Here is an 11,885-nt window from a genome sequence, read left to right on the forward strand (position 1 = left end):
GGCAGTACTATATTTTCTAAACAGCCCGTTGTGTGACCTTTTCATCAACGTCGGACTTTGGGTGGGGGCCCGGTGGGGCGTTGCGCCTTCGAGTACGTCCTCGCCCAGCGACGAGAAGACCTCCGTCCAGGCCCGCTGCCCCTGCCATCCGACCCTGCCCCCGGGCCGAACCCGGGCGATGCGCATCAACCACGAGTACGGCCGCGGTGGCGCGCTGGCCTACCTGGCTGCCTACGACGCCCACCGCGTGAAGGCCTTCGACCGCTGCGCGCCGAAGACCCGCATCGTGCGGAGCTGACCACTAACGCTTGCGTGCGACTCCGCCGAACATCGCCACCTCGTCCGGCATGCCGGTGGCACCCGCCTCGGGGCGCCAGCGGTTGCACGACACCACTCCGGGGTCGAGGAGTTCCAGGCCTTCGAAGAACCGAGTGACCTGGCCAGGAGTGCGTTGGGTGAGCTTCGGGGTGCCGTGCTCGTTCCAGAACGCCACTGCCGCGTCTACATCGGGCATTGCCGGATCCTTGATCGTGTGAGAGAGGACCAGGTGGCTTCCGGACGGCAGCGCATCCATCAGGCGGCTGACGATGCCGCATGCCTCGGCTTCGTCCTCGAGGAAAATCACCACGCCGAGGAGGATGAGTGCGACAGGCTCACTGAAATCCAGCGTCATCGCCGCGTGTTCCAAGATGACGTCGACGTTGCGCAGGTCCTCGTCGAGGTAGTCGGTCTTCCCCTCGGGTGTGCTCGTGAGCAGGGCACGCGCGTGGGCGAGCACCAGGGGATCGTTGTCGACGTAGACGATGCGGGATTCCGGCGCCAGCCGCTGGGCGACCTCGTGGGTGTTGTCGGCTGTCGGCAGGCCGGTACCTATGTCGAGGAACTGCCGGATCCCGCAGTCGGCGACCAGGTACCGCACCGCACGCCCGAGGAACAGCCGATCCGCCTGAGCGTAGTCGCCGATGCCCGGGTGCAGCTGGCGGATCTGGTCACCGGCTGCTTGGTCGACCGGGTAATGATCCTTGCCGCCCAGCCAGTAGTTCCAGATCCGGGCCGTATGCGGCTGCGTGGTGTTGATCCGGTCGCCCTGCTGGGGCACATCGGAAGGCGTCGACTGCTCGGTCACGGGGTCTCCTCTTTGGAGTCAAGCTCACTTCAAGGTCAACGCGCAGCCTACATAAGCGAGTTAAACCTCGAGGCCGCAAGCCGTCTACGCGATCAGCTACCTCGAGCGTGAGCCGGGGCACTGCGAGTCCTGTTTGCGGAACGACCTGCGGGGCTCCCGCTGTCGAGTGCTGCGAGCCTGAGAGGGCAGCACCGCAACCGGGTGCTACCGGCCGTCGACGAGAACCTCGGCTAGAAAGGGCGAGAACGTGCCGACGGAGACGTCGGGAGCCACGCCGCACATCCCGTCGGAGTGGCCAGGGGCCTTGATCCATAGCAGGCAATTGGCGCCGCCGCCGATCGAGGAGGGGACGCCGAGGCGGCGCCCCCGCTCGGGCCCAGCGCGGTCCAGCGGCGCTGTGTGGCATCGCCGTCCGCGGACGGAGGGCGCAGGGCCGCATCGTTGCAGAGCGCCCCGGCCGTGAGGAGTTCCCGCACCAGTACGAGTTCGTCGGCGGCCGCAGCCCTGCCGTCGACGAGGACCTCGCCGCCCGGCTCGTAGCCGACACCGCTGAACCGCACCAGGCCGTGGGGTGTCCAGACGTGCTCGACGACCATGCGGCCTTCGGCGAGGGTGCCGGTCTTGTCGGTCGCCAGGACGGTTACCGAGCCAAGTATCTCCACGGCAGGAAGGCGGCGCACCACGGCGTGACGTGCGGCCATCCGGCGTGCACCGAGCGCCAGTGCCAAGGTGACGACGGCCGGCAGCGACTCCGGCGCGGCGGCGACCGCAAGGCTGATGCCGGTCACGGCCGTCATCCCGCGCGCGAGGCCTCGGAGGAGGCCGAGCACGACCACCAGGAGGCACAGAGCCACAGTGACCAGTGCGAGGACGCGCCCCAGTGCCACGAGCCTGCGCTGCAGCGGTATCGGCTCCACGCGGCCCTCCAGGAGCGCGGCAATCCTGCCGAGGGCGCTGGACGGGTCGGTGGCCGTCACGGTCGCCACCTCCCGCCCCCCGACCACGACGGTGCCTGCGCTCAGCGTCGCCGCGTCCGGCAGCCTCGAGCGGAGGTCCTTGGCCACCGGCACTGACTTACCAGTCAGCATTGACTCGTCCACGAGCAGGGCCGACGCCTGCGCGAGACGTGCGTCGGCGGGGACGATGTCTCCCTGCCCGAGCAGCAGCACGTCACCGGGCACGACCTCCGCCGCGGCCACCTCACGCTCGGTGCCTCCTCGCACGACGCGTGCAGTCGGTGCCGACATCGCGGAGAGCGCGGCGACGGCCTTCTCGGCCCTTACCTCCTGCACCACGCCCACCCTGGTGTTCACGACCACGACGAGGCCGATGACGATGGATTCGGCATGGTCGCCGATGGCGACCGTCAGCACATCGCCGCGAGCAGCACCATGATGATATCGGCCGGCCCAGCATCCGAGTCATGGATGCCGGACTGACTCCGGACGTGGGCGAATGGGGTCGAGAAGGGCGTAGATACACCCTCTCACCGCGAGGGGAGGGCGCATGTCACCACCGATCCGGGTGAGCACGCCGCCCATCACCCGTCGGTACGCGGCGTGACGGCCGCCTCCCGCGTGTGACGAGGGCCAAGAGGTCCATGAGGGTGGGACCGAAGAGCCCTGGCCGGGAGCGGCGCGTCGCGGCAACGTGGACGGTACGAGCGACGACCCCCGGCGCTCGGCCCGCTCCCTCGGAAGGTGGGGAGGACGATGTACTGGAATGGTGGCGGCTGGGCCTGGATGGCCTTCATGCCTGTGCTGTGGATCGTGCTGATCGGCCTCGTGGTCTGGGCGGTCGTGCGCCTTACGCACCAGCGGTCCGGCGACGGAGGCGCGCACGAGGAGGCGACGGTGCGTCGGGAGACAGCGGAGGAGATCCTCGATCGCCGCTTCGCCTCCGGCGAGATGGACGCGGCTGCCTACGACGAGGCGCGCCGGCGACTGGCAGCTCATCGACCGGGGAACCGATGAGACGGCCCCGTCAGGACGGTTGGCGCGGCCCGATCGCACCGCCGGAGGACCCGCGCCAGGAACGGTAGGCGGCGACGGCGGTCGGGAGGGTCGGGAAGATGTGGTCGTCACCGACCGACGCGGTGAGGCCGTACGCGTCCAGTCGTGTTCGCAGGTCCCGACGCGTGCCAGGGCGGAGAAAACGCCGCGCCGTTCCAGGTCTCGGCGCAGGGCGTCCAGCGCGTCGAGCGCGGTGATGTCCACCTTGACGTTCGCCTCGGTGTTGAGGACGAACCACCTCACCTCGTCGTCCTGTTCGTCGACTGCGGCGAGCGCGCGCTGGCGGAAGTTCTCCGCTTTGGCGAAGAAGAGCGGTGAGTCGTAGCGGTAGACCAGCAGGCCCGGAGTCGTGCGGGCCTGCGGGTAGTCGTCCACGTCGTGCATGCCAGCGAGTCCGGGCACAAGCCCTTGGACGGCGTCGTGCGGGCGCGCCACGCGTGCGAGGAGTTCTGCGACAGACAGGGCGACGGCGACCAGCACCCCGTACAGGAGGCCGAGCACCAGCGTGCCCGCGGTGCAGCCGAGCGCAAGGAGCAGCTCGCGCCGGCGGGACGCGGCGCTCACCGTCCGGCTCGGCGGCCGGGCCGCCGAGCTTGTCGTCTTTGGCGAGGGCTCGACCTGCGCCGCCGACGACCTGGACGGCGCCACGCAGATCGCCAGCCGCATGGTCCGCGAATTCGGCCTGTCCCCGGCCCTTGGCCCCGTCGGGTACGGCTCCGGCGCCCCCCGCTACCTCGGCGGCGAGAGCACCGAAGAGACACTCCACCGGCCCTACTCCGAGCAGACCCAACGCATCGTCGACAAGGAGACAGCCCGCCTGGTGCGGCAAGCCGAGGAACGCGCCGTGGCTCTGCCGCACGACCACCGGGAGGCACTGGACACCCTGGCCGGACTGCTCACCGCCCGCGAGACTGTCGACGGATCCGTGGTCCTGGACGTACTCCAGCAACAGCAACACCAACAGCAACAGCAACCGGACGGCCACCACGTCGAGGCAGGGAAACCGACGCCCTCCCCGTGACGCCGCGGCGACGCCCGCAAACAAGAAGGAGGCGACCATGGAACTGCAGCCGAGGGCGGTCCACGATGAGGAGGAGGTCTTGGCGTGGACGGTCGCCGTCGTGATGCGCACCGCTGTGGTCACGATCGCAGTCGACGAAACCGTAGTCGTGGCCTGGGAGTTGCTGGAGCGATCCGGCTCCCGTCACCTTCCGGTCGTGCGTCCGGACGGTCGCTGTGCTGGCCTGCTGGACAGGGCCGACGTAGCGGTCGCCTGTGCGGCACCAGCCGTTTCGCTGTCCGGCCTGCGCGTGGACGAACTCCTGGCCGGCCACAGACGGGCGCTCGTACACGTGGAGCAGACCGTGCGCCACGCAGCCGACCTCATGAGCTCTACTGAATCCGACGCCCTCCCGGTGCTGGCGGAAGACGGGCGTCTGGCCGGGGTGCTGACCGCAGCCGACATCGTTGCGGCCCTGGCCGGTCGTCCGGTGCAGAAGGAACCCGCTGACACGCGGCCGCAGGCCCCGTCCACGGTGCTGCCTGGGCTACCGCCTCGGCGGGGCTACCGTGGAACGGCGGTGCCCTGACCGCCCACCACGGCGGACCTCCAGGTCGCCCGTCCCGAGGTGGCCGATGCCACGCATGTCGCGGGAGAAGTGACCGGTCTATCGGGCGGCGGACCCGGTCTCCCGGACGGGCTATGAACCGGGCGAACCGGCCCAGTGCTACCTGTGGTTCCCATCTTGGGGAGATCCCGCTCAGGTTTGGACAGGTCGCGAGCCCGCCGGTGCTGGTGATCGTGGCCGGCTATCCGCGGTGGATCACCGCGGCGATGGTGCTGACGAGGAGTGCGGCGGACCTGATCGCCGGCCACTGGCGGCTGTTGACCGGGCGCGGCGCGTTCCCAAGGCCTGGTCTGGGACAACGAGGGTGCGGTCGGTTCGTGGGTGGCGGACGGCCACAATTGACGGAAGACTTCGCGGCGTTCGCGGAAATGCTGGGCATCCGGATCGTCCAGTGCCGGCCCGCCAATCCAGCAAATGGGCTGGTCGAGCGGGACGATGGCTTTCTGGAGATCAGCCCCCTGCCGGGGCGGGTGTTTGCCTCGCCGGCCGACTTCAACATGCAGCTGGCCGACTGGCCGGCCCGGGCCAACCGGCTCATTCACCGCATTGTGCAGGCCCGTCCGTCGGACAGGATCAAGGCAGACAGGGCCCGCAAGCTACTGCCCGTCGACCTGCCAGGCTGGTGGCGGTCCTCGCTCCGCCTCCCGCGCGACCACTACGCGGGTTTCCCCGGATCGCCCCGGTCGCCGTTCCGGCTGTCTGTTTCAGCGGTGTTCGGGGTTGTCGAAGTCGAAGCGGCAGCCGGCGTCCCATTCCGAGCGCTGGTTGCCGTGCGGCGGAATGCCGCCCGCGTCCTTGAGGAGTCGTGCCAGGTGCAGCAGGTTCCATGTCATGAACGTGGTGTTGCGGTTGGTGAAGTCGTTCTCCGGGCCGCCCGAGCCCTCGTCCAGGTACGACGGCCCCGGACCTGCCTCGCCGACCCAGCCGGCGTCGGCCTGAGGCGGCACCGTGTAGCCCAGGTGCTGCAGGCTGTAGAGCACGTTCATCGCGCAGTGCTTCGCACCGTCCTCGTTGCCCGTGATCAGACAGCCGCCGACTCGCCCGTAGTAGGCGTACTGTCCGGCTTCGTTCAGGATCGACGAGCACGCGTACAACCGCTCGATCACCCGCTTCATAACTGAAGAGTTGTCTCCCAGCCACACAGGTCCCGCCAGGGTAAGGATGTCGGCAGCCATCACCTGTGAGTAGAGGGTCGGCCATTCGTCGGTCTCCCAGCCGTGCTCGGTCATGTCCGGCCACACGCCGGTGGCGATGTCGTGGTCGACCGCTCGCACCACATCGACCTGCACGCCCTGGCCTTCCATGATTCGGCGGCTCATGTCGATCAGACCTTGGGTGTTGCTCCGCTCCGGGGAACGTTTGAGGGTGCAATTGATTACCAGGGCTCGCAGGTCGCCATGGGTTGCAGAGATCTCCGCCATCGGCGCTTCTCCTTCGTAGAATCAGCAGCTGACAGGCCCCTGCCACTGTCGCCAGCCTGCTGCCCGCGTACCGCCTGGACCCGTTCCCGCCATTCACTTGACCAGTACTTTCACGGGTCCGCTCGGCGGAATGAGCCACCTGCCTGACCCGTGCCCCTCTCCCGCTCTGTGGGGGGCCGTCGTGCACAAGCCGCGGTTGCAGACAGCACACGGCGGTGCCGGAAGGGGTGGTGAATTCGACGGGTTCGATCTGGAGTCGGCAAGGAACAGGGCGGTGAAACCGGCGCTGTACTTCCATGATCGGTATCAGGTCCTCGGCGAAGCCCCAGGATGACGTCCTCAGGCTGAGCAACCCCATATCTGGAGCCTGCGCAAGGCGGAACATCACGCTTACGTCGGGCTTGGGGCCGTGTCCGGCTCGTGCCGCGGCCCGCCGTTCCACGCCGGCCTCCGCAGCCTTCAACGCGGCAACTGCATCCGCCAGTTCAGCGGCGGTTTCGGGCTGCTGGAACCCGGTCCACCGCTCGGCCGCGACCAGGAGCAGCGGATCGTCAGGTGTCGCGGCCTTCATCCGGGAGAACCAGGCTTCGATCGCGTACTCCTCGACCTGCCGTCGGCTGACGGAAACGGGTGCCGGGCAGAACTCTCCCTGCACAGAACGCCAACAGCGGTAGTGTTCCGCCGACCCAGATGGGGCCGGCCGTCACGGCGGTGCAACACCGGCCATCGTGCTGGCAGGGATCCGGATACGACTGTTATGGCACAGTCGAACACCGGTGATCACTCCGACAGCCGAACACCCGGCAGGACGACCCTTGACGGACGTGCCCTTCACCCGGCCGGGGGCCGGTGCGTGGTTCGCCCTCCGACATGTGCATACGTTGGGGCCATGGACACCCGCCGCACCCCCGGTCCGCAGAGCTCCGAGACGGGGACCGAGGACGTCGCGAACCTGATGGTCCGCTGTCTTGAGGCCGAGGGCGTGGAGTACATCTTCGGGATCCCGGGCGAAGAGAATATCCGCTTCGTCGATGCCCTGGACGGCTCGCACATCCGCTACGTCCTGGTCCGCCACGAGCAGGGCGCCTCGTTCATGGCCGAGATCTACGGACGCCTGACCGGGCGGGCCGGCGTCTGCTCGGCCACGCTGGGGCCCGGTGCGATCAATCTCCTGTTGGGCGCCGCGGATGCGACGACCAACAGCACACCGCTCGTGGCTCTCGCCGCGCAGGGATCGCTGAGCCGGGTACACAAGGAGTCCCATCAGGTCATCGATCTGGTGTCGATGTTCGCGCCGGTCACCCAGTGGTCCGCGAGCGTGCACAGTCCTGTCGCGGTGCCCGAGATGGTACGGAAGGCGTTCAAGACCGCGCAGAGCGAGCGTCCGGGTGCGGTCTTCGTAGCGGTCCCCGAGGACATCGAAGCCGCACGGATCACCGAGCCGCTCCACCCCCTGCAGGTCGACACGGTCCACGCCGACGCGCCGTCGCCCTCCCAGATCGCCCGGGCCGCGGAGGTTCTCGCGACGGCGCGCCGACCGGTCGTGCTTGCCGGCCACGGCGCCGCGAGGGGCAAGGCATCCAAGGCTCTCATGCGGTTTGCCGAGCGGCTGAACGTGCCTGTGGCGACCACCTTCCACGGGAAGGGCGTCTTCCCCGACGACCACCCGAACGCACTCGGGGCGGTCGGCTTTATGCGCCACGACTATTCCAACTTCGGCTTCGACACCGCGGACGTCCTCATGTGCGTCGGCTACGAAGTGCAGGAGTTCGACCCGGTGAAGATCAATCCGGACGGTGACAAGCGCATCGTTCACCTGCACCGATTTCCCGCCGAGGTAGATGCGCACTACCCGGTCACGGTCGGCGTCGAGGGCGATCTCTCGCAGGCACTGGACGCGCTCGCGGCCGCGCTGCCGGACAGCCTCGACTACGAGTCAGGGCCCGGTGCGCACATCCGGGCCCTGCTCGACGAGGAACTGGAGTACGGACGACGGAGCGACGCATGCCCGCTCGTGCCGCAACGCGTGGTCGCCGACGTGCGAGCGGCACTCGGTCGCGACGACATCGTGCTCGCCGACACCGGCGCCGGAAAGATGTGGATGGCCCGCCTGTATCCGGCCTACGAGCCGGACACCTGCCTGGTCTCCAACGGACTGTCCACCATGGGCTTCGCGCTGCCCGGTGCCATCGCCGCGAAACTCGCCCGTCCGGAGCGGCGTGTGCTGGCCATGATGGGCGACGGCTCTTTCCTGATGAACTCCCAGGAACTGGAGACTGCCGTTCGCGAACACATCCCGCTGGTGGTCCTGGTACTGGTCGACGAGGAGTATGGCCTGATCACCTGGAAGATGGAGCTCGAACTCGAACGCCACAGCCACACCCGCTTCACCAATCCGGACTTCGTCGCCTACGCCGAGAGCTTTGGCGCCCACGGCTACCGCATCGAGACGGCCGATCAGCTACTGCCGGTGCTGCAGCGTGCGCTGGCCGGTGACGGGGTGTCGGTGATCGCCTGTCCCGTCGACTACTCCGAGAACCTGCGGCTCACAGAGCGGCTCGGCGCGCTCCACGGCCCGTTCTGACTCCACGTGCAACAGCGTTCGTGATCAATACACTTGGGGTCTGTTGCGAAAGTGCTGGTCGCAGCCATTCCTTGATGGCTGCGGCCAGTACGGTGGCCTCATGGGGGACGGTCGACTTGTCGTAGCCCGTGGCCACTGCCCGATGGCGTTTCAGCCGGTTGATTTCGCACTGCACTGCATGGCACTGTTTGTAGTCGTCTGTGTCGAACTTCGGGGGTCGGCCGTGTCCTTCTCGGAGGGTTTCCGGATCAGGTGGTGTCGAGGCCGTCGACCAGGCGGTTGAGGAACCGGGTGAACGTGGCTTCCGGGGTGAGCGGGCGTCCCGGTGTGGCGAGGGCCTCGGCGAGCTCCGGATGGTGGCCGTCCGCGGCGACTGCGGCGAGGTAGCGGGCCTCGGCTGCGGCCTGGTCGGTTGATCCCGCGGCTGCGGCCTGCGCGATCTCGTGGGCGACGTGCCCGGCTACGAATCCGGTGAGCTGGGCGAAGATCTCCAGCTTCGCTGCGCCGTCCAGCCCGGTGGGCCGCAGGGTGGCAAGGGCGCGTTCCAGGAAGGCCAGGGTGTTGGGGCCGGGTGTCCGGCGGGCCGACAGGGCGGTGGGCAGCCAGGGATGCCGGAGCATGTGAGCGCGCTGGAGGTGGGCGATGGCCTTGAGGTCGGTGCGCCAGTCGCCGGTGGGGGAGTCGGCCGTCGGTAGTTCACCGCTGACGTGGTCGACCATCAGTTCCAGCAGCGTCTCCTTGTCGGGGGCGTAGCTGTAGAGCGACATGGCGCCGGCTCCGACCTGTGATGCGACCCGTCGCATGGTGACCGCGTCGAGCCCTTCCGCGTCTGCGAGGGCGACGGCTGCCGCGGTGATCGCCTCGCGGCTGAAGGTGGGCCTGCGCCCCCTGCGGGGCCGGGTGGGGCCGAGCCAGAGTTCTTGGGGGTCGGCGCTCGTGGCGCCGGACCCGCCGTCAGGGGTACGGATCTCCGTTTTCCTTTCCTCGCCGCTATCTCTCGTGTGGAAGCCATCCAAGCATCCACTATTCTCGTACGTAGTACGAGAATAGTGGAGGGCAACGATGACATCACGCACGCACGACGCCGTGCCGAGGCCGGCCTGGACACCGCCTCCCGGGAAGCCGCCGCTGTCCGCACGGATGATGAGAGCGACCTGGCGCAATCTCCCGGCCAAGCGGCATGAAGCCGGGTGGGAGCCGGGACTGGTGGTTCCGGCCGCCGACGGCAGTCCGTTGCGTACGGATCACTACTTTCCGCGCGCGGAGGGGGACTTCCCCACCCTTGTCGTGCGCTCGCCGTACGGCAGGGGCGTGCCGTGGTCACCCATGTACGGCATGCTCTTCGCCGAACAGGGCTTCCACGTGGTCCTGCAAAGCTGCCGCGGCACCGGCGGCTCGGGTGGCCGGTTCGATCTGTGGCGCAACGAGGCCGACGATGGCCAGGCCACGGTGAGCTGGCTTCGAAAGCAGTCCTGGTTCAACGGACTACTGGGCACAGTCGGCCCCAGCTACCTGGGATATGTGCAGTGGGCGCTCGCCCTGGACCCGCCACCGGAGCTGAAGGCGATGGTGGTGCAGGTGGGGCTGCACGATCCCTACGCCCTGTTTCACACCGACGGTGCACTCCGCCTGGAGAACGCCCTCGCTGTCGGTGTCGGCATGACCTACCAGCATCGGGGGATCGGTCCCTTCGTGAGGGCGACGCTGCGCCTGCAGCGCCGACTGCGCGCCATCACCACCGCGCAGCCGCTGCGCGGGGCCCACGTGTCCGCCCTGGGCAGTGAAGTGCCCTGGCTGGACGACGTGATGACGCACCCGGATGCCAACGACCCGTACTGGCTGGGCGCATCCCCGGGAGAAGCGGCGGAGCGGCTGACCGTGCCCACCGGCCTGATCACCGGATGGTTCGACGCGCTGGCCGACCAGACCTTCGAGCAGTACGGCCGGCTGCGTCGGGCCGGGTGCGAGACCGCCCTGCTCGTCGGCCCGTGGACACACACCTCCGCACTTCAACAGGGCTGGCCCGAGGTGTTCGCCGAGAGCCTCGCCTGGCTGCGCGCGCACCTGTGCGCCGACCGCTCCGGCCTGCGTCCCACCGGAGTGCGCGTGCACGTCGGCGGTGCAAGCGAGTGGCGGGACCTCGACGACTGGCCGCTGTCTCCGGCCGCGACGTCATGGTTCCCCGCCCCGGACGGGTATCTCACCCAGCAGGCACCCACGGACAACACACCGCTGACGTCCATCCGCTACGACCCGGCCGACCCCACCCCGTCCATCGGCGGCCCTCTGCTCTCCCGTGCCGCGGGCCCCCGCGACAACAGCACCCTGGAAGCCCGAGAGGACGTCCTGACGTTCACTGGCCCGCCGCTGACCGAGCCCGTGGACGTCCTCGGCCCGGTCTTCGCGCGGCTGAGCATCTCCACGGACACCGGATACGCCGACGTCTTCACCCGACTGTGCGACGTGGACGCACAAGGCCGTTCCATCAATGTCTGTGACGGGCTGGCTCAGCTGCGGACGGTTGAGCAGGAGCCCTGGATGGTCACCGTACCGATGAGCTCGACCGCCCACCGCTTCGCCGCCGGTCACCGTATCCGCTGGCAGATCAGCGGAGGCGCCCATCCGCGCTACGCCCGCAATCCCGGAACCGGGGAGTCGTCGGTCGACGCCACCGACTTCACACCCGTACGCCTCACGCTCCACGCGGACTCAGCACTGATGCTTCCCGGGAGCACCCGGGCTGCGCAGCCCTTCGAAGGTGAACAGCCCGACGCATAGACAGCGGGGCGCCACCGGGAAGAGGGATACAGCCCCGGCGCACAACGTGCTCGTTCACCACCCGGTGGCCCTCCGACGGTTCTGCCGCGGGCGGGCCACCGCGGCGTGCGGGGAGTGCGTCGTCCACAGCGCCTCGGTGTCACCGGGGCAGCAGGTCCGGGCCTCAGAGCCTGTCGGGCGACCTCTGATCCGGCGGCCACGGCGTGGCACGCACGCTTCCGGCGTTGCCGAAATGCCCTAGTAGCTCCTTCCCCAAGCTCTCAGCTTCGTTCGAGTAGGGGAGACCCCATCCGAGGCCATCCCGGCGCCTTGGAATCGCACGCGCCACGCCGCGTC

9 protein-coding genes and 2 pseudogenes are annotated in these 11,885 nt (G+C 68.7%); 6 read left to right on the top strand and 5 right to left on the bottom strand.

Features of this window, described 5'->3' with window-relative positions; genetic code table 11:
- Positions 1-298 (top strand): annotated as a pseudogene (locus AB0915_RS26300) (hypothetical protein); the annotation flags it as partial.
- A 3-nt stretch (positions 299-301) separates the two neighbouring features.
- Here the strand turns inward: AB0915_RS26300 and AB0915_RS26305 are convergent.
- Both AB0915_RS26305 and AB0915_RS26310 read right to left on the bottom strand, forming a co-directional pair.
- Positions 302-1,126 (bottom strand): SAM-dependent methyltransferase, encoded by an 825-nt coding sequence (locus tag AB0915_RS26305; protein ID WP_366693421.1) that lies wholly within the window; start codon positions 1,124-1,126, stop codon positions 302-304.
- A 230-nt stretch (positions 1,127-1,356) separates the two neighbouring features.
- A complete protein-coding gene (locus tag AB0915_RS26310) occupies positions 1,357-2,499 on the bottom strand; it encodes an HAD-IC family P-type ATPase (RefSeq protein ID WP_366693422.1) in 1,143 nt (380 codons plus the stop codon).
- A gap of 339 nt (positions 2,500-2,838) precedes the next feature.
- Here AB0915_RS26310 and AB0915_RS26315 point away from each other — a divergent pair, with 339 nt between their 5' ends.
- Positions 2,839-3,099, top strand: coding sequence for an SHOCT domain-containing protein (locus AB0915_RS26315; protein ID WP_366693423.1), 261 nt, complete (start codon positions 2,839-2,841; stop codon positions 3,097-3,099).
- Between the two features lie 10 nt (positions 3,100-3,109).
- Here AB0915_RS26315 and AB0915_RS26320 read toward each other — a convergent pair.
- Positions 3,110-3,696, bottom strand: a pseudogene (locus AB0915_RS26320) (STAS domain-containing protein); the annotation flags it as partial.
- On the opposite strand from AB0915_RS26320, the gene AB0915_RS26325 reads away from it, so the two are divergent.
- Positions 3,653-4,159 carry a hypothetical protein gene (locus AB0915_RS26325; protein ID WP_366693424.1) on the top strand — a complete coding sequence of 169 codons (507 nt, stop codon included), beginning with the start codon at positions 3,653-3,655 and terminating at the stop codon, positions 4,157-4,159. The pseudogene AB0915_RS26320 and the gene AB0915_RS26325 overlap by 44 nt on opposite strands.
- Positions 4,160-4,196: 37 nt before the next feature.
- Positions 4,197-4,727, top strand: coding sequence for a CBS domain-containing protein (locus tag AB0915_RS26330; protein ID WP_366693425.1), 531 nt, complete (start codon positions 4,197-4,199; stop codon positions 4,725-4,727).
- A 743-nt stretch (positions 4,728-5,470) separates the two neighbouring features.
- Here AB0915_RS26330 and AB0915_RS26335 read toward each other — a convergent pair.
- A complete protein-coding gene (locus tag AB0915_RS26335) occupies positions 5,471-6,187 on the bottom strand; it encodes a flavodoxin family protein (RefSeq protein ID WP_366693426.1) in 717 nt (238 codons plus the stop codon).
- 889 nt (positions 6,188-7,076) lie between these two features.
- Here AB0915_RS26335 and AB0915_RS26340 point away from each other — a divergent pair.
- Entirely contained in the window at positions 7,077-8,771 is a 1,695-nt protein-coding gene (locus AB0915_RS26340; RefSeq protein ID WP_366693427.1) for an acetolactate synthase large subunit, read from the top strand.
- A 248-nt stretch (positions 8,772-9,019) separates the two neighbouring features.
- Here the strand turns inward: AB0915_RS26340 and AB0915_RS26345 are convergent, their stop codons facing one another.
- A complete protein-coding gene (locus tag AB0915_RS26345) occupies positions 9,020-9,739 on the bottom strand; it encodes a TetR/AcrR family transcriptional regulator C-terminal domain-containing protein (protein ID WP_366693440.1) in 720 nt (239 codons plus the stop codon).
- A 94-nt stretch (positions 9,740-9,833) separates the two neighbouring features.
- On the opposite strand from AB0915_RS26345, the gene AB0915_RS26350 reads away from it, so the two are divergent.
- The gene (locus AB0915_RS26350) at positions 9,834-11,549 is read left to right on the top strand and encodes a CocE/NonD family hydrolase (RefSeq protein ID WP_366693428.1); all 1,716 of its coding nucleotides are present in this window, start codon (positions 9,834-9,836) and stop codon (positions 11,547-11,549) included.
- Positions 11,550-11,885: the final 336 nt, after the last annotated feature.

Source organism: Streptomyces sp. NPDC048411 (assembly GCF_040704695.1).
In the GTDB taxonomy this organism is placed as follows: domain Bacteria; phylum Actinomycetota; class Actinomycetes; order Streptomycetales; family Streptomycetaceae; genus Streptomyces.

Bases quoted from the DNA above. Each gene is read 5' to 3' on its own strand.
- AB0915_RS26315 (WP_366693423.1), top strand. From the start codon at position 2,839: ATGTACTGGAATGGTGGCGGCTGGGCCTGGATGGCCTTCATGCCTGTG.
- AB0915_RS26330 (WP_366693425.1), top strand. From the start codon at position 4,197: ATGGAACTGCAGCCGAGGGCGGTCCACGATGAGGAGGAGGTCTTGGCG.
- AB0915_RS26335 (WP_366693426.1), bottom strand. From the start codon at position 6,187: ATGGCGGAGATCTCTGCAACCCATGGCGACCTGCGAGCCCTGGTAATC.
- AB0915_RS26340 (WP_366693427.1), top strand. From the start codon at position 7,077: ATGGACACCCGCCGCACCCCCGGTCCGCAGAGCTCCGAGACGGGGACC.
- AB0915_RS26350 (WP_366693428.1), top strand. From the start codon at position 9,834: ATGACATCACGCACGCACGACGCCGTGCCGAGGCCGGCCTGGACACCG.